Consider the following 19080-nt stretch of genomic DNA (forward strand, 5'->3'; position numbering starts at 1 on the left):
TATGTTTTAGAATTTTACAGAAACTTTTTCTGAAACCAATTTATCATTTTGATAATACTCAAAATACCATTGATTATCTTTTGCGTTTAAAGACCCCTGAATTCCATCTTTAATAGCAATAAAAGAATCTGCACGTGAAGTTTTTAATAGTTTCATTACCACTTTTGGCGTTTTATCAATTAACTGAAAACCATTTTCTGTTGGCTGCGCATATAATAAATTTGGATCTGAAAGATTAACTGCAGGCTTCTCTTCAACTTGAGTATTTGCTACAGCAACAACTGGAGCTGCAGTTTGCATTACACTCGAAGAAATTGAAGAAACAGTTTTTCCATTATATTTATAATGCAGCCCAATAACAGATACAAATGCACCTTCAAGGCTTTCTTTATATGCCGCTTCATAATCCTTTTCCCTGCTTTTTCCAGTTTCAGAAGTATAAACTACTTTTCCGTAGCAATCCTTAAACTGAATAAAAAGTTTCGTTACTAAAAAAGCATTGTCTTTTTTAACATCGATATACAAAAGCTCGCATCTATCATAACCTGCAGGTATTTGCTCATTAGTATAAAAAGCCTCAAAACCAGCTTTAAGTAAATTTGATTTAGTTAACGTAGCTAATCGATATTGATTATCTGTTTTTATAAAATCATATTTAAGAGGAATCATAACCGCTTTATAATCGTTAACAGATTGCGAAAACCCAATAGCAGAACAAAATAGTAAAGCCAGAAAAACTTTTATTTTCATAATTATAAATATTTTTTTAGTTCAAGTAAATGATTAATTTGTTTTAAATTTTTAGGCACATCAATATTTCTAACATTGAAGAAAATTGCATCGAGACCAGCGTTTAAAGCACCATTAACATCTGCATCAAAATCATCTCCAATCATAATGCTGCTTTCTTTTGAAGCCTGGGCCAGATTAACAGCATAGTCAAAGATAATACTATTTGGCTTTTTAACCCCGGCTAATTCAGAATTTGTAATCGTGCTGAAATAACCGCCAAGCGAAGCATTATTTATTTTCTTGGTTTGAACATGGGCAAAACCATTTGTAATGATATGCAATTTATATTTTGGTTTAAGATATTCCAGAACTTCAATTGCTCCATCAAAAAGATAATTATTATCGGTCAAAAACTCAATATAATCGTTAGCAATTTGATCTATGTTTTCATCGGAAATGGAATAATTTAAAGCATCAAAAGAATATTTTAACCGGTTATAACGTAATTCCTGATGCGTAATTTCATCGTTTTGGTATAACCTCCAGCATTCCTGATTTATAGGAACATATTTTTTAATAAAATCTTCAATTTTTATCTCTCCGAAGTTATTTTTAAAAATACGGTCAAATGCCATTTCTGAATTTTTATCAAAATCCCAAAGTGTGTGATCTAAATCAAAAAAAATGTCTGTAATGTTGGTATTCATAAATTAAAAAATTCCTTCATCTACAAAACTATAATATTTTGTTTCAGTAATAATCAAATGATCTAAAATTTTAACATCTAGAATCTCTCCTGCTGTTTTTATTTTCTTTGTAATTTGTTTATCTGCATCACTTGGTTTCAAATTCCCAGAAGGATGATTATGACACAAAATCAAACCTGTAGCGCCATTTTCTAATGCTAATTTAAAAACTAATCGTATATCTACAACTGTTCCAGCGATTCCTCCTTTGCTTAATTGAGATTTAGAAATAACCTTATTCGAATTATTCAGAAAAAGTACCCAAAATTCTTCATGAGACAATTCACCTATAATGGGCTGCATAATTTCGAAAGCATTTTTACTTGAGATAATTTTGGATAATTCAACTGTATCCTCTGCCCTTCTTCTTCGCCCTAATTCTAAAGCTGCAATAATCGTAATTGCTTTTGCTTCGCCAATACCTTTAAATTGCATTAATTGAGAAATAGATACTTTTCCTAAAGAATTCAGATTTCCTGCATTGGCTAAAATCCGTTGACTTAATGCAACAGCAGATTCATTACGACTTCCAGAACCAATTAAAATAGCCATTAACTCCGCATCACTTAACGCATCTTTTCCTTTTAGCATTAATTTTTCCCGAGGCTTATCATCTTCTGACCAATTTTTTATAGCAAAATGACTCCCTTCCATAATAATATATTTTAAGAGGCGAATATATATTAAAAAGAAGAAAAATCTTTCAAAAAATTGAATCATTTCCAAATTTGTTTAACTTTAAAAACTAACCTATCTCGAAATGAAAATTTTATGTATTTCTTTCCTTCTATTTCTTTTTATATCCTGTCAAAAGAAGGAAATAGCAAAAATTGCAAGCAATGAAAATCAGGCAAATAGTTTTGCAGAGAGATTATCTCAAGCTGCGATTTCAATTATTGATCCATCGATAGATTATGATCCTGCTTATTTTTCAATTCAATATCCTAACGGAGATGTTCCGGCAAAAAAAGGTGTTTGTACGGATGTTATTATTCGCTCTTATCGAAAATTAGGAATTGATCTTCAAAAAGAAGTTCATGAAGATATGATAGAAAACTTTGATACATATCCGAATTTAAAAAATTGGGGAATGACTAAAACAGATACTAATATTGATCACAGAAGAGTGCCAAACCTTGAAATATTTTTTGAAAGAAAAGGAACAAAACTACCTGTAACTCAAAATTCAAACGATTATAAAACAGGCGAAATTGTAACATGGATGATTAATGACAAACTGCCTCATATAGGAATAGTAACCAACAAAAAATCAAAAGACGGAAAACGAAACTTGATTGTTCACAATGTTGGTAATGGCCAAGTTCTTCAAGATTGTTTATTTGAATATAAAATTGTTGGGCATTTTAAATATTCAAAAGAAATTCCAAATTAGAAATTCCAAAATCTAAAAATCTAAAAGTCAAAAAAAAAGCCAGCTGTAAAAACAGCCGGCAATTATCTAATTTTCAAATTGACCAATTTCCTCCTAATTAATCAATTGTTTTACTTCATCAAAATTCAAACCTCCGTAATTTCCTGAACTCATTAATAAAAGTGCTGAATTATCTAAGTTCAAATTGAATAAATATTCTTTAAACTCAGCTGGGTTTGTATAGATAATTAAATCTTCTCTATTAAAAGCAGAAGCAATTTGCTCGTATGTAACTTCTTCTAACTGTTTAATTTTTACAGCATCCGGAGAATAAAAAACTACCGCAACATCAGCATATTCTAAGGCCCCCTCATACTCTTTTAAAAATTCAGCATTTAAACTGCTGTAGGTATGTAATTCTAAACATGCTACTAAAGTTCTGTTTGGATATTGTTCTTTTACTGCTTTTGTTGTTGCAGCCACTTTACTTGGTGAATGTGCAAAATCTTTGTAAGCAACTTTTCCTTTTCCTTCGGCAATTTTTTCTAAACGTTTAGATGCACCTTTAAAACTGGCAATTGCTTCATAAAAATCAGCTTCGTCAACACCCATATTTTGGCAGATCCATTTTGCTCCGGCAAGATTATTTAAATTATGCGCTCCAAAAACTTCAATTGGCATATCGCCTTCTGGTGTTTTTAATAATGTTACACCATCACTAACCGTATATTCAGGAGTGTGATACGGTAATTTACGAATTGGATTTGTTGCAGCTTCAGAAACACGTTTAACTTCCGGGTCATTTTCGTTATAAACTAAAATCCCTCCATTTGTAATTTTCGAAATAAAGATTTCAAATTGCTCTACATAATTTTCATATGTTGGAAACACGTTAATATGATCCCACGCAATTCCTGAAATCAAAGCAATATTTGGCTGATACAAATGAAATTTCGGACGACGATCTATTGGGGAAGATAAATATTCATCCCCTTCTAAAACCATAAAGTCATTTTCTTCAGTAAGATGCACCATGGTATCAAAACCTTCTAATTGTGCACCAACCATATAATCGACTTCAATATTATGATAATGCATAACGTGCAAAATCATCGAAGTAATCGTTGTTTTTCCGTGCGAACCACCAATTACAACGCGAGTTTTATTTTTAGATTGTTCGTATAAAAATTCAGGATAAGAATAAATTTTAAGTCCCAATTCCTGCGCTTTCAACAATTCAGGGTTATCCGCTTTTGCATGCATTCCAAGAATTATAGCATCAATATCGGCAGTGATTTTTTCAGGAAACCAGCCCAGTTCAGCAGGAAGAATTCCTTTTTTCTCTAATCTTGATTTTGAAGGCTCAAAAATAGCATCATCGCTCCCTGTAACCTGATATCCTTTATTATGCAATGCTAATGCTAAGTTGTGCATAGCGCTTCCGCCTATAGCGATGAAATGTGTTTTCATTTAAAATGTTTAATCGTTAAACTGTTTAATTGGTTAATCGAAAAAGCCAATAACTAATAAAACTCCAATAATTATTTTTCAAAAATAAGGAAATATAAAATGTGTTATTTGGTTTGAAGCAATAAATTAGAAAAAAAGCCCGATAGATTTAAAATCCGTCGGGCTTAAGTTTTATAATAAAAATTGCAATTATTTCGTAATCGTCAATTCGTCAATAATATTTTTAGCTCCAGCGTATTTGTCAATAATCCAAAGCACATAACGAATATCAACGTTAATAGTTCTTTGTAGTTTAGGATCAAAAATTACGTCTCCGGCCATTGCTTCAATGTTTCCATCAAAAGCAATTCCAATTAATTCTCCTTTTCCATTTAAAACCGGCGAACCTGAATTTCCTCCAGTAATATCATTATCAGTTAAAAAGTTTACCGGCATGTAACCTGCTTTATCAGCATATTGACCAAAATCTTTTGCTTTGTTTAATTCTAACAAACGAGCTGGTAAATCAAATTCCTGATCTCCTGCTTTATACTTTTTCACCATGCTTTCCATAGTAGTATAATTATTGATTGCAGCATCATTACGAGGATCTGCAGGTAACGCACGAACTTTTCCGTAAGTTAATCTCAAAGTAGAGTTAGCATCAGGATATTTAATTGCGTTTAATTTTGATTCTCTTAAACCTTCAACAAGTTCGCGGTAAGCTATTGCAAAACCATCATCAGCTTTCTTTTGGTCATCTGTTTTAGCACGTGATTTTGTCAATAAATCATTTGAAATAATATACAAAGGATCGTGTACAATTGCCAATGGTTTTGGATCAGCCATAAAAGCTAATACTTTTTCCTTAGTTGTAAAATAACTAATTTCTGTAGCTTTTGCCACATCAGCAGTAAAGTCACCATTATTGGCAGTTTTCATTTTAGCAATTTCTGGAGCAAGTCCATATTCAGCAGCTTTAGAAGCATATAAATTTAATTGCGCTGTCAATACATCTTTTTCAAGCGGAGCATAAAAATTACCGTAGATATTTTCAATCATTGTGTTGATCTTCGGTAACATCTCTGCTCTTTTTGCTTCATTTTCTTTATAGTAAGCAATCAGCTCATTTCCTAAATTTGCCGGACCTGCTGCATAGCTGGAAGTACGTAAAAGCTGTGTTAAATAATTATCGTGACGTGCTTTTAAGTTTGTTTCTCTGTAATAATCGTTAATAGTAGGAATTACATTTTCATACTTATCTTTATTAGCCGGTTTACTTGCCCACTCATAAAATTTATCTTCCTGCTCTGATTTAGTGTCTACCGTTCCTGCTTTTGTTAAAGCATCGATCATTCCTTGACGGTTTTTCCAGTAGTTTGCTGTCGAAGCATATTTAGATGCATATTTCAAACGAACTGTTGCATCTGTATCCATATACTTTTTCATTACGTCCATTCCGGTCTTAGCACCTTCAACCCATGCAGGGTAAGCATATTTTATATTCTGCTCAATTCCTCCCGCCGGCATCCAGCGATTTGTTCTTCCAGGATAACCTAGAATCATGGCAAAATCATTTTCTTTTACACCTTTAATACTTACAGGCAAATAATGTTTTGGCTGTAAAGGCACATTATCTTTTGAGTAAGCTGCAGGATTTCCATCCTTATCAGCATAAACCCTAAACATAGAGAAATCCCCAGTTTGACGAGGCCATTCCCAGTTATCAGTATCACCGCCAAATTTACCAACACTTTCCGGAGGTGTTCCCACTAAACGAACATCTGTGTAATCTTGGTAAACGAAATAGTAATATTCATTTCCTTGAAAGAAAGGACGGACAGAAACAGTATATTTCCCATTTTCGCTATTTTCTTTTTCGATCAAAGCAATCTCCTGCTGAATAATTTTGTTTCTTTCAGTTTCGGTCATTGCATCATTTACCTTAGACAAAATTCTTTTAGAAACGTTGTCCATACGAACAAAGAAACGAACGTATAAAGATTTAGGTTTCATTTCGGCACTTTTTTCTTTTGCCCAAAAACCATCTTTCAAATAGTTTTGTTCTGCAGTAGAAAGTTCTGCAATCGCATTATATCCGCAATGGTGGTTTGTTAAAACCAACCCGCTTTTAGAAACGATTTCAGCAGTACATCCACCATTAAACTGCACAATTGCATCTTTTAAACTATGATGGTTAATACTGTAAATTTCTTCGGCTGTTAATTGCAAGCCCATTTTCTCCATATCTCTATGGTTCAATCTTTCGATAAACATCAAGAACCACATTCCCTCATCAGCTCTTACAGGAAAAGCCATAAGGCACATGGTCAAGAATAAAACTATTTTTTTCATGTTATTTTGTTTAAGTACTGCGAATATAACTCATTTTCGCAAAAAAAATAAACATTCGATCTAAAAACAAAACATTATAAATAAATATGAAGATGATTTTGCGAAATTCATAATTTGATGAAAAAGAAAAATTATTAGAATATAAAAAGATAATACTTAATTAAACTTATAAAATTCTAGATTTAATGAAATCATGATTTTAAATTTTAATAATAATTGTAAAAATTAACTTTCAATTAAAAATATTTAATTTAATCCATTTCTTACAAATAATTATTTCTTTAATTTGCCTTTCTAATTAAAAAAATAAAAATGAAAAAATTATTAGTAGCAGTTGTACTATTAGTGACAACAATGATGAGTGCGCAAAAAGGATCAATTTTGCTTGGTGGAAATGTTGGATTTAGTTCAGAAAAAATTGGTGATGATAAATATGAAAACTTTGAATTTTCTCCAAAAGTAGGATACCAGTTTACAGACAAATGGACTTTAGGAGTTGAAGGTTCAATCCTGAACTATAAAGAATCTGGCTCTAAAACAAAAGAAGCATACAGAGTTGGTGCTTTTACTCGTTACTCTATGCCTCTTTCTGAATTATTCTCTTTCTACGCTGATTTAGGAGTTGGATACCAAGAAAGAAGTATTGATAAAACTAAAGGAGTTTATGCAGGTTTAACACCAGGCTTATTCATTAACATGAAAAAAGGGTTTGGTTTAAATTTCAATATTGGAGGCATTGGTTACGACAATCTTAGTGGAAAAGGAACTCCAAGAGAGCAGCGTTTTGGCTTTAATTTTGGAGAAAGTATCACTTTTGGAATCTCTAAAAACTTTGGACTATAATATCATTAGGATTTAAGTTAGAAAGTAAAATCCTTTATACTTTTTGTTTTTTCGCACAGAAAGTAAAAAACCCGACAATTTCTATTGTCGGGTTTTTAAATTTATAATAAAAATGATATTATTCATTAAGCATTTTCCAAAGTTTATCCTTCAAATCTGTTAAACCTTGCTGTGCAACAGATGAAATAAACATATACGGAATATCTTTAAACGAAACATCTAATTCTGCTTTCAATTCTGCTTTAAGTTCATCATCCAGCATATCACATTTTGAGATAACTAAAAGACGTTCTTTGTCCAGCATTTCAGGATTATACTTCGTTAATTCATTTACCAAAATATCATATTCTGCTTTAATATCCGGCGTATCAACCGGAACTAAAAATAATAAAGTTGAATTACGCTCAATATGGCGAAGGAAATAATGTCCTAAACCTTTTCCTTCGGCAGCGCCTTCAATAATTCCCGGAATATCAGCAATTACAAAAGATTGATAATCTCTGTAAGCTACAATTCCTAAGTTTGGTTTTAAAGTTGTAAAAGGATAATCGGCAATTTTTGGTTTTGCTGAAGTTAATACAGATAATAATGTAGATTTTCCTGCATTAGGAAAACCAACCAATCCAACATCTGCCAAAACTTTAAGTTCCAGAATAACGTCCATTTCTAAACCTGGCAAACCTGGCTGCGCATAACGCGGCGTTTGGTTTGTCGAACTTCTAAAATGCCAGTTTCCTAAACCTCCCTTTCCTCCTTTTGCAAGAATCCTTTTTTCACCGTCTTCTGTAATTTCAAAAAGTACTTCACCAGTTTCCTTGTCTTTTACAACAGTACCCAGAGGCACTTCAATAAATTTATCATCTCCATCTGCTCCCGTGCTGCGGTCTCCTCCTCCATCGCCGCCGTGTCCAGCTTTAATGTGACGCGCAAACTTTAAATGAAATAATGTCCAGAGTCCTTTATTTCCCACTAAATACACATGTCCGCCTCGACCGCCATCACCACCGTCCGGGCCGCCTTTTTCAATAAATTTCTCTCTATGTAAATGCGTAGATCCTTTTCCTCCCTTTCCGGACGAAACATATATCTTAACGTAATCTACAAAATTTCCTTCTGTCATTTTTCTGAATTTCAGATTTTAGGTTTTAGATTTTAGATTTCTCTAAATTCTATATCTAAACTCTATTTTATTTACTTTTCAGTCTCAGTCTGGATTTTCAGCACAAACTGCGACTGAAAACTGCGACTGAAAACTATTTTCTTTTTATTCTTTAAGCGCTTTTACAAGCACTTTATCAATCTTTACCCCGTCCATGTCGACAACTTCTAAAATGAATTTTTGCCAAATTAGTTTTTCACCCTCTTTTGGAATATGCGAAAGTTCGGTCATAATCATCCCGCTTACGGTATTTACTTCGTAATCGTTTGTTAATTCGTCCAATTCAAAATACGTTAAGAAATCGTGTAATGAATAATGCCCGTCTACCAGCCATGATCCATCTTCTCTTTCTATAAGCTGGAATTCATCTTTATAAAATTCAGACGCGTCACCAACTAAAGCCTCCAGAATATCATTCAAAGTAATTAACCCTTGAAAAACACCATATTCATCTGAAACCAAAGCATAATGAACACCTGTCTTTTTGAAATTTTCTAATGCCTTATAAGCCGTTGTCTGCTCCATTAAATAAGGCGCATCCGAAATTATAGAAGCAAAATCAAAATTATCATTTTCAATATTAGCAAATATATTTTTCAACGTTACAACCCCAACAATGTCATCATAGTTTTCATTGTAAACCGGATAAACCGTATGCAGATCCTGAACAACCAATTCTTTTATTTTAGTTTTATCAGCATTTAAAGGAAGCATATCTACCGATTTTCGGTGTGTCATTAACGAACTTACTTTTCTGTCGCCAATATGAAAAACACGCTCCACAATATCTTGTTCAATTTCCTGAACTTCTCCAACTTCTGTACCTTCTTTAATGATTGCTTTAATCTCTTCCTCAGTAACTTTTCCGTCAGCAGTTGGTTTTATCTGTAAGATATTCAATAGAAAATCTGTTGAAGAGGTTAATAACCAAATAAATGGCGCCGTAATAATCGAGATTACTTTCATTGGCATCGCTACCATTTTTGCAATCGATTCCGGATAATTTAATCCGATACGTTTTGGAAGCAATTCTCCTAAAACCAAAGAGAAAAATGTTAAAACAACAACTACAATTCCAACAGCAATTGAATGCGAGTATGGTTTTAAAGCCGCAAATCCTGCAACGAATAATTCTACGTCCATTGTAATTTTATCACCACTATAAATACCGGTTAAAATCCCAATTAAGGTAATTCCAATTTGTACTGTTGATAAAAATTTATTTGGAGAATTTGCCAGATCAAGCGCTGTTTTGGCACTTTTGTTCCCTTTTTTTGCTGCTGTTTCCAGTCTGTTTTTTCGCGCCGAGATCAATGCAATTTCTGACATCGAAAAAACCCCATTTAATAGTATTAGAAAAAATATTATTAGTATTTCCATTTTTAAGTTTAAAGTTAAAAGTCAAAAGTTAAATGTTTTTCAGAACTTTATTTCAAATTTCCTTCTAAACATTTAACTTTTAACTTCAAACAGATTTTGTTACAAATTATCTATAACTGACGTTAAGCGCTCTGTAATTTCTTCGATAGTTCCGATACCGTTTACGGCGTGAAACTTATTCTGCTCTTTATAATACCCAATTAACGGAGCCGTTTTTTCGTTGTATTCCTGATATCTAACACGAATTTTTTCTTCGTCCTGATCATCTGGTCTTCCGCTTGTTTTTCCTCTTTCAAGTAAACGTGCTACCAAAATTTCATCATCAGCCTCTAATGCAATTGTTGCAGTTACGCTTGAACCAATTGTTGGTAAAAATTTATCTAAAGCTTCAGCCTGATCTAAAGTTCTTGGATATCCGTCGAACAAAAATCCTGCACTATCTGGGTGTTTATTTACTTCGTCAATTAACATTGCAGTTGTTACTTCGCAAGGAACTAATTCTCCGTTGTCCATAAAAACTCTTGCTTTTTTACCTAGTTCAGTATCATTTTTTAAATTAAAACGAAAAATATCTCCTGTCGAAAGATGTGTTAAATTGTATTTTTCTTTTAAAAATTCTGCCTGAGTTCCTTTTCCTGCTCCAGGCTTTCCAAATAAAACAATGTTAATCATAGTACGTTTGAGTTGTGTGACTTCTTAATATTTCAAAGAAGTTTAAAATGAATATATAGTTGTGTTTTGTTTAATATTATTCTGCTAATTTATATACTTCTGTCAGGTTTCGTCCAAGGCCATCATAATCTAATCCGTAACCCACAATAAATTTATTCGGGATTCTGATTCCGATATAATCTATTTTAATGTCTTTTTTATATGCTTCCGGTTTAAAGAACAAAGTGGCCACCTTAAAATGTTTTACATTTTGTGCTTTAAATAAATGTTTTAATTCTTCAAGCGTATTTCCTGTATCAATAATGTCCTCGATTATTACTACGCTTCTTCCAGATAAATCCTGATTGATCCCAATCAATTCTTTAACTGAATTTGTTGTTTCAGTTCCTTCATAAGAAGCCATTTTAATGAATGAAACCTCGCAGGGCTTTTTATATTTTTTCAGGAAATCGGCAACAACCATAAATGCGCCATTTAAAACTCCAATAAAAATTGGAGTATCATCTCCAAAATCATCTTCTACCTGTGCAGCTAATTTGGTTAAAGCAAAATCAATTTCCTTAGCCGAAATAAACGGAACAAATTGTTTATCGTGAAGTTGTATCATTATTTTTAAATTTAAAATAATGGACAAAGATACAGAATTACAACCAATCTGCCCACATGAAAATATATTCGCGAGATGACTTTTTTGTGAATGTTAAATATCAGTTAATAATTACAAAATCATTCTTGCAGCTACTTTTAAATTCACTAAATTGTTGTTGAATAATCAGTTAACCCCAAGAACCAAATGAAAAGATCCTTACTGCTTTTTTCTATTTCATTAATATTTTTAGTAACTGCCTGTAACGGACAAGTTAAAAAAGAAGAAAAAGAAGCGCTGGCAAAACAACCCGGAAATGTTGTAAAAACGGCTATTGGCGACATTACGCTGCCATCTCCTTATGCAACCGAATCTAAAACCAATAACAGCAAAGTGATTGGATGGCCAGACGGAATTACTCCTAAAGCACCGGAAGGTTTTACGGTTGCCAAATTTGCTGATGGTTTTGAAAACCCGCGTTGGACTTATATTGCACCAAACCAAGATATTTTTGTTGTAGAAAGCGGGACAAGAACGAGTAAAAATCAAATCACGGTTTTGCGCGACAAAGATAAAGACGGAAAATTTGAAACCCGCCAGGTTTTTATTACCGGTTTAAACAGACCTTTAGGAATGCTGGTTTTAAAAGATTTTTTTTACATCGCAAATACCAACGGTTTATACCGTTATCCTTATAAAAACAGTTCGTTGAAATTAGAAACCAAAGGAGAAAAAATTCTTGACCTTCCTGCCGGCGGCTACAATAATCACTGGACCAGAAATTTATTAGCCAGCCCTGACGGAAGTAAAATTTATGTTTCTGTAGGTTCAGGAAGCAATAATGCTGAACATGGCATTGACAAAGAAGTGCGTCGTGCCGGAATTCTTGAAATTAATCCTGACGGAACTGGCGAAAAAATCTATGCTTCGGGGCTTAGAAATCCTGTTGGAATGGACTGGAACCCTGTTAATAAAGAACTTTGGACTGCAGTAAATGAGCGTGATGATTTGGGCGACGATCTGGTTCCTGATTATATTACCAGTGTAAAAAAAGATGGCTTTTACGGATGGCCTTATTCTTATTTTGGAAGTATTCCTGATCCAAGAATGAAAGGCGAACGTAAAGATTTAGTTGAAAAAACTGTTATTCCTGATGTTCCTGTTGGTGCACATACCGCTTCATTAGGATTGGCTTTTTATACTAAAGATGCTTTTCCGGCGAGATATAAAAATGGCGCTTTTGTTGGACAGCATGGTTCCTGGAATCGTGCTAAGATATCAGGCTATAAAGTTGTTTTTGTTCCTTTTGCAAATGGAAAACCCTCAGGAAAACCAGAAGATTTTTTAACTGGTTTTATTTCTAATGAAGCAAAAGCTGAAGTTTACGGGCGCCCGACTGCTGTTACAGTTACGAATGACGGATCGCTTTTAGTAAATGATGACAGCAGTAATACGATTTGGAAAGTTAGTGCAAATAAATTCTAATTTTATGCAGATAATTTAAGCACATAGAAACATAGCTTTTTGTTTTCTTATAAAGTAAGATTGAAAAGAAAACTCGTTTTCACACACATTTATGTGACTTTAAAGATGTGAAATGCCTTTTTTGCCTCCATTAATCCTATGTTTCTATGTGTTATAAAGACTACGCCTTTAATTCAAATCATTTATGAACTTAAAAAAATATTGTCTTTCTCTTTTTGTGTTTTTTGTTTTTCAAAACATTTTAGCACAGAAAAAAGAAGGTAAAAATATTGATTCTTTAGGAACTGAAAAACTGAAAGAAGTTGTAATCAGTTCGCTTCATATTGATAACAATTTATTAAATACACCAGCCTCAATTGGTATTCTTTCAAAAAAAGATTTACTGCAAAATAATGCCACAGATATTACAACTGTAATCAATACAATCCCGGGTGTTTTTATGCAGTCGTCCAATTTCACTACAACTAGAATTTCGATTCGCGGTATTGGTGCGAGAACTACTTACGGCACTAATAAAATCAGGGCGTTTTATGGAAGTATTCCGTTAACTTCCGGAAACAGCGAAACGGTAATTGATGATATTGATCTTGAAAACCTCAACCAGATTGAAATTATAAAAGGTCCGCTTTCGAGTGTTTATGGCGCGGGTTTGGGTGGTGCTATTTTAATTTCACCTCAGCTTTCTAAAAACGGAAATCAAAGTGCCGGAATAAGTTCTGTTTTTGGTTCTTTTGGGTTATTAAAAAATAGCTTGAATTTTGGTTTAGATGAAAAAAACGGAAGTTTAAACATAAGCTGCCACAATTTAAAAACAGATGGCTGGCGTGAAAACAGCGCGTACAAACGGGAAGGAATTACACTTGCAGGCGAACTATTCCGAAAGAAAAACAGCAAACTGACTTACTTTTCAAATTATACTTATTTAAAAGCTTTTATTCCGAGTTCTATAAATAAAAATACTTTTGAAAACAATCCAAAATCTGGTGCGCCAACCTGGGTCGCCTCAAAAGGATATAAAGAATACAAATCGACTTTAGGCGGATTGGCTTATGATTTTAAAATTAATAAGAACTTAAACAACTCAACTTCAGTCTTTATAAATTATAAAGACAGCAACGAACCGAGGCCTTTTGATATTTTACGTCAATATACTTTTGCAACGGGCGCCAGAACGCAATTCTCAGGAAATTTTAAAACTGGGAGAATAGAAAACAACTTTATTGCCGGAATTGAATACTTTACAGATACTTATAAAGGCAATACTTTCGAAAATCTGTATCAGCAAAATAACGGTTTAGGAAGTCTAGAAGGCAATCAGCTTACAGAAACTGGACAAAAAAGACATTTCTATAATATCTTTTCTCAATTGAGAACTTTACTTTCAGATCAATTTGAAATTCAGGCTGGTTTAAATTACAATAAAACTAAATTCAGTCTCGACAATTATAATGAAAGCACAAATCAGGAATATAGTTATGACGGCATTTTTTCACCGCAATTGTCTTTATTATTTAAACCAAATTCTCAGCAGACGGTTTATTTTTCTGTAAGCCGGGGGTTTTCATTGCCGGCGACAGAAGAAACTCTTACAAGCGAAGGCACAATTAATACGAATATAAAACCTGAAAACGGATATAATTTTGAAGTTGGAGGAAAGTTATATTTCTTCAATAAAAAACTTTATACAGAAATTGCGGTTTACCGAATGGAAATTAAAGATTTATTGGTCGCAAAAAGAGTTGGTGATGATCAATATGCAGGTTTAAATGCCGGAAAAACATTTCATGAAGGAATCGAAATTACCTTAAATCATAATTGGCCAATCAATCGATTCTTTTCTCTGAATTCTTATTTAGCCGGATCTATAGGAAATTATGAGTTTAAAGAATTTGTCGATAACGGAAATGATTATTCCGGAAACAAATTAACCGGAGTTGCCGCAAATAAAATCAACGCAGGAATTACTTTAAATACAAATTTTGGAATTTACTTCAACGCCGATTATCAGTTTGTGGATGAAATTCCTATGAATGATTCTAATACTGCATTCTCTGATTCTTATACTATCATAAACTTAAAAAGCAGTTATCGATTTGAAATTCTCCCGCAGTTAACGACACATTTTTCTGCCGGCGTAAATAATGTAACAAATACAAAATATGCATCACTAATACTGCCAAATGCCATCGCAGTAGGAAACGCGGCACCCCGCTATTATTATCCCGGGCTCCCTATAAATTATTACGGAACAATCTCATTAAATTATTTATTTTAGATGCTTGAAATTACCCCCAAACCAAAAAAAATGTTTTCTTTATTACAAGAAAAATTGGAATATGTAAGTGCTTATCGGGAAAACCGTTTAAAGTGCGCACAGGACATTCTCGAAAACCCATCTTTATTTGAAGAATTAGTTTCTATTTGCTTTTCGCCCGAAAATAAAAACAATCATAAAGCCTGCTGGATTCTGGAATTTGTATCTTATGAAGAATTAATCTGGCTGCAGCCCCATCTTGATTTTTTCTGTTCTAATTTGAAAGTTCTAAAAGATGAAAGTTCGCTTCGCCCAATTGCAAAAGTAGTGCAGCTTTTAGTAAAATCTCATTATAAGAAAAATGAAAACAGTATTTCATTATCCGAAGAAAACCTTCAGGATTGTATCGAAGTCAGTTTTGACTGGCTCATAAGCGATGTAAAAGTGGCCACAAAAGCCTATTCTATAAGAACTTTATACGTTCTGGGAAATTATTATAACTGGATTCATCCCGAACTTCAGGTTATTTTAAACAAAGATTACGGAGATCATTCTGCTGCATACAAAGCCGTTGCGCGAGAAGTTTTGAAGAAAATAGAGTAGTTTTTGCCACTCCCGATGGCTATCGGGAAAAAGGATTAAAATGATTTTTTGTTTGCCACGAATTGCACGAATTTTTACGAATTATTTTCTTTGACATTCAATAAAAAGAAAATCCTTCTAATCCTTTTAATCTGTGGCAAAACTTTAAAAATAGAATTCGTGGAAATTCACGCAATTCGTGGCTGAAAAACTAAATTTTGGCTAAAAAAAGATTAAAAGGTATCTTTGCAAAAACACAACACAAAATGAATTATTTTTCTTCTGATTTTAAATTAGGAATATTGGGCGGAGGACAATTAGGCAAAATGCTTTTGTTCGATACCCGAAAATTTGACATACAAACTTATGTTTTAGATCCGAGTGACGAAGCGCCTAGCAAAATTGCCTGCAACAAATTCTTTCAGGGCGATTTAATGGATTATGACACGGTTTACAACTTCGGGAAACAAGTCGATGTCCTGACTTTTGAAATCGAATTGGTAAACCTTGAAGCTTTAACACAATTAGAAAACGAAGGCCTAAAAGTATATCCATCTCCAAAAACTTTAAAAGGAATTCAGAATAAAGGAACTCAAAAAGATTTTTACACTAAAAATAATATCCCAACCGCACCATTTGAAAGATTTGAAAATTTAGATAAATTAAAATCTGCTGCCACATCAAACGGAGTCGAGATGCCGTTTGTTTGGAAATGTACTGAATTTGGTTACGACGGAAATGGCGTAAAAGTTATTCGCCAGATTTCTGACATGGATGATTTACCAAATGTGGAATGTATTGCAGAAACAATGATTCCGTTCAAAAATGAATTAGCGGTAATTGTAGTAAGAAATCCATCGGGAGAAATAAAAACTTATCCAGTTGTAGAAATGGAATTTCACCCGGAAGCGAATCAGGTTGAATACGTAATCTGCCCTGCAAGAATCGACGAAAAAGTAGCTGAAAAAGCCAGAGCAATTGCTTTGAATGTTTCTGAAAAATTCAATCACGTTGGACTTTTAGCAGTTGAAATGTTTCAAACTCACGAAGATGAGATTTTGGTAAATGAAGTTGCACCTCGCCCACATAATTCTGGACATTATTCAATTGAAGCAAGTTATACTTCACAATTCGAAAATCATTTACGCGCTATTTTAGATCTTCCTTTAGGGAATACAGACAGTAAAGTTGCCGGAATTATGGTAAATTTAGTGGGGGCCGAAGGTTTCTCTGGAAATGTAGTGTATGAAAACATCCAAACCATTCTAGGCTGGGATGGCGTTACACCGCATATTTACGGTAAAAAACAAACGCGTCCGTTTAGAAAAATGGGCCACGTGACAATTGTAAATGAAAATATGGCTGAAGCTAGACGAATTGCGCAGGAAGTTAAGAATACTATTAGAGTGATCAGTGGTCAGTAATTTTTAGTGTTCAGTCGCAGTTTTCAGTATAAAATCGCAATTGTTTTTTAATTAGCTTTGTAAAAACTCAATAAATGAAAATTTCAAAATTACATATCGATCAGTTTAGGCATTTAGAAAATCTAGATTTTGATTTTACATATCCAAAAGATTTTCATATTGAAGAAAAAAGAGGAAAACCATTAGAAAAAATATGTTTTATTGGACAAAGTGCTACTGGGAAAACTGGCTTATTGGAATTAATTAATAATAGTATATCAGAGTTTTTTGATTTTAGAATAATAAGTGAAGATAGAATTTTACCTTCTCTTTATTTTAATCATTACAATATTAAATTAGATTTTGAAGCAGACTCCATCAATTATAAATATGAAGAAAAATCAATCAAAATTGACAATAAAAAATTCAATATTTACGAAGGAAGTTATAGTGGTGGTGCAAAAGATGTTATAAATTATAAGAATAAACTATTCTACTTTACAGCAGAAATTTTATCTAAACAAAACATCAAACTTTTTGAAGAAGAAACTGTTATATTAATAGAACGCTACAAAAGTTTAAAAGAAAAAATTAAAGACAATTCCTATTTTAGGTTAACATTCGACGATAAAGTTGAAGATGCTATTTGGATTGGTTTATTAGAAGAGAATATAAATTATTTGCAAAAATTCTTGCAATTTGCGTCTGAATTGATCAATAGTGGTAAAATGCTGGACAGTTCGTCACAAACAAAAGTTGAGAATTGGAAAGGTAACAACATAAATCCGTTAATAGAATTTTCTGAAAAATTCAACAGCATTTTAGAAAAAATAAATTTGGAGGTTGATTTAGTAAATACAAGAAACATTACGCCATTACATAATAAAATATCAGGCGAAAACATTCCAATACAAAAAACAAGTACCGGAACAAAACAACTTCTTCTAACTGCATTACTTCTTTTTAAACTAAATACTACAGACTCAGTTATTTTAATAGACGAACCTGAAAGATCATTATATCCAGATATGCAAATGGAATTAATGGATCACTATAAAAACCTTGCGCCAGAAGCACAATTTATTGTCGCTACTCATTCTCCATTTATTGCAGCTTCATTTGAACCAGAAGAAAGGTTTATTTTATATTTCGATAATGAAGGTAAGGTTGCTGTACGCAGAGGTATTTCTCCGATTGGAGATGACCCAAATGATATGCTTTTTAATGATTTCGGTGTAAACTATTATAATGATGATGTACAAGAAAAGTTTAAAGAATATCTAGAATTATTAGATAAAGTAAAATCCGAAAGCAATAAAGAGTTAAAGAAAAAATATCTTTTGGAAGCTTCTAAATTAGGCAATCAGTACAATTTTATTTTAGATGAAAAAAATCAAGAAAGACTACAATAATTCTAAAATCATTACTGATATTTTACAATACAATTGTAAAAAGGGAGCCAATAATAGTGTATTGGGTTCTATTCTTCTAAAAGAACAAAAAAGTTTCTGTGCCTATTCAGAAGAATTTATTGATCCAATCAGTGACGCTAATGACATTGAACATTTTAATCCAGATTTAAAATGCTCAGATGATGATTCATATTCAAATTGGTTTAAAGTTAAAAACAAGGTTAATTTTCGAAAAAGACAAAAAGAATTAGAATTCAAGAAAAACAACATCTCTTTTGATGATATTTTACAGCCCTGTGAAAATGATTTTGAAGAAAAACTAAAATATATAGTTGGCCAATATCGATTTGAAGAAAGTTCAGAGGTAAAAGTTAAAAACTTAATAGATTTTTTAGAATTAAACATACCTGAAAAAATTGAACAGAGACGTAATTTCATCATTAGAAAAAGAAAAGAAATAGAGATTTTTGGAGTTTCACCAGAAGACTTTTTTTCTACACTTATTGAAGACGATATAACGCAAATATCATATCTAAGAGCAATTCAAGAAGAATTCAAAATTGATATTTGGAATATGATTCCAGAAATAGAATAATAAAACTTGTTTTCAGTCACAACAAAAACTTTAAACCTGAAACAAAACAAACAAA

General features: G+C 32.6%; 17 protein-coding genes. 8 read left to right on the forward strand and 9 right to left on the reverse strand.

The window, feature by feature from the left end:
- Window positions 1-6: 6 nt before the first annotated feature.
- The 3 genes from AABD74_RS02055 to radC are packed head-to-tail and all read right to left on the reverse strand — an operon-like array spanning window position 7 to window position 2132.
- Window positions 7-750, reverse strand: coding sequence for a hypothetical protein (locus tag AABD74_RS02055; RefSeq protein WP_232680680.1), 744 nt, complete (start codon window positions 748-750; stop codon window positions 7-9).
- Between the two features lie 2 nt (window positions 751-752).
- Window positions 753-1439 carry a YjjG family noncanonical pyrimidine nucleotidase gene (locus AABD74_RS02060; protein WP_232680678.1) on the reverse strand — a complete coding sequence of 229 codons (687 nt, stop codon included), beginning with the start codon at window positions 1437-1439 and terminating at the stop codon, window positions 753-755.
- 3 nt (window positions 1440-1442) lie between these two features.
- Complete coding sequence (radC, locus tag AABD74_RS02065; protein ID WP_406845619.1) at window positions 1443-2132, reverse strand: DNA repair protein RadC; 690 nt, start codon at window positions 2130-2132, stop codon at window positions 1443-1445.
- 106 nt (window positions 2133-2238) lie between these two features.
- Here radC and AABD74_RS02070 point away from each other — a divergent pair, with 106 nt between their 5' ends.
- Window positions 2239-2871, forward strand: a complete 633-nt coding sequence (locus AABD74_RS02070; RefSeq protein WP_232680676.1) for a DUF1287 domain-containing protein — start codon at window positions 2239-2241, stop codon at window positions 2869-2871.
- A gap of 93 nt (window positions 2872-2964) precedes the next feature.
- Here AABD74_RS02070 and murC read toward each other — a convergent pair whose 3' ends face one another.
- Both murC and AABD74_RS02080 read right to left on the reverse strand, forming a co-directional pair.
- Window positions 2965-4320, reverse strand: coding sequence for a UDP-N-acetylmuramate--L-alanine ligase (gene murC, locus AABD74_RS02075; RefSeq protein WP_232680674.1), 1356 nt, complete (start codon window positions 4318-4320; stop codon window positions 2965-2967).
- 189 nt (window positions 4321-4509) lie between these two features.
- On the reverse strand, window positions 4510-6654 hold the full coding sequence (locus AABD74_RS02080) for a S46 family peptidase (RefSeq protein WP_406844536.1): 2145 nt from the start codon (window positions 6652-6654) through the stop codon (window positions 4510-4512).
- Between the two features lie 312 nt (window positions 6655-6966).
- Here AABD74_RS02080 and AABD74_RS02085 point away from each other — a divergent pair, with 312 nt between their 5' ends.
- Window positions 6967-7497, forward strand: a complete 531-nt coding sequence (locus tag AABD74_RS02085) for an outer membrane beta-barrel protein (protein ID WP_406844537.1) — start codon at window positions 6967-6969, stop codon at window positions 7495-7497.
- 118 nt (window positions 7498-7615) lie between these two features.
- Here AABD74_RS02085 and obgE read toward each other — a convergent pair whose 3' ends face one another.
- The 4 genes from obgE to hpt form a co-directional block, all read right to left on the reverse strand.
- Window positions 7616-8617, reverse strand: a complete 1002-nt coding sequence (gene obgE, locus AABD74_RS02090; protein WP_073486737.1) for a GTPase ObgE — start codon at window positions 8615-8617, stop codon at window positions 7616-7618.
- Between the two features lie 144 nt (window positions 8618-8761).
- On the reverse strand, window positions 8762-10036 hold the full coding sequence (locus AABD74_RS02095; protein WP_406844538.1) for a hemolysin family protein: 1275 nt from the start codon (window positions 10034-10036) through the stop codon (window positions 8762-8764).
- A gap of 99 nt (window positions 10037-10135) precedes the next feature.
- On the reverse strand, window positions 10136-10708 hold the full coding sequence (locus tag AABD74_RS02100; RefSeq protein ID WP_232680664.1) for an adenylate kinase: 573 nt from the start codon (window positions 10706-10708) through the stop codon (window positions 10136-10138).
- Between the two features lie 76 nt (window positions 10709-10784).
- Window positions 10785-11315, reverse strand: coding sequence for a hypoxanthine phosphoribosyltransferase (gene hpt / locus AABD74_RS02105; protein ID WP_232680661.1), 531 nt, complete (start codon window positions 11313-11315; stop codon window positions 10785-10787).
- Window positions 11316-11501: 186 nt separating this feature from the next.
- Here hpt and AABD74_RS02110 point away from each other — a divergent pair, with 186 nt between their 5' ends.
- The 6 genes from AABD74_RS02110 (at window position 11502) to AABD74_RS02135 (ending at window position 19025) form a co-directional block, all read left to right on the forward strand.
- Window positions 11502-12779, forward strand: coding sequence for a PQQ-dependent sugar dehydrogenase (locus tag AABD74_RS02110; protein WP_406844539.1), 1278 nt, complete (start codon window positions 11502-11504; stop codon window positions 12777-12779).
- Between the two features lie 184 nt (window positions 12780-12963).
- Window positions 12964-15054, forward strand: a complete 2091-nt coding sequence (locus tag AABD74_RS02115; RefSeq protein WP_406844540.1) for a TonB-dependent receptor family protein — start codon at window positions 12964-12966, stop codon at window positions 15052-15054.
- A 30-nt stretch (window positions 15055-15084) separates the two neighbouring features.
- Entirely contained in the window at window positions 15085-15636 is a 552-nt protein-coding gene (locus AABD74_RS02120) for a hypothetical protein (RefSeq protein ID WP_232680655.1), read from the forward strand.
- A gap of 245 nt (window positions 15637-15881) precedes the next feature.
- Window positions 15882-17039, forward strand: coding sequence for a 5-(carboxyamino)imidazole ribonucleotide synthase (locus AABD74_RS02125; RefSeq protein WP_406844541.1), 1158 nt, complete (start codon window positions 15882-15884; stop codon window positions 17037-17039).
- A gap of 74 nt (window positions 17040-17113) precedes the next feature.
- Window positions 17114-18430, forward strand: coding sequence for an AAA family ATPase (locus AABD74_RS02130; RefSeq protein WP_406844542.1), 1317 nt, complete (start codon window positions 17114-17116; stop codon window positions 18428-18430).
- The gene (locus AABD74_RS02135; RefSeq protein ID WP_406844543.1) at window positions 18402-19025 is read left to right on the forward strand and encodes a hypothetical protein; all 624 of its coding nucleotides are present in this window, start codon (window positions 18402-18404) and stop codon (window positions 19023-19025) included. The genes AABD74_RS02130 and AABD74_RS02135 overlap by 29 nt, the downstream gene beginning before the upstream one ends.
- Window positions 19026-19080: the final 55 nt, after the last annotated feature.

Origin of the sequence: Flavobacterium soyae (genome assembly GCF_045348165.1) — a bacterium.
GTDB lineage: Bacteria > Bacteroidota > Bacteroidia > Flavobacteriales > Flavobacteriaceae > Flavobacterium > Flavobacterium soyae.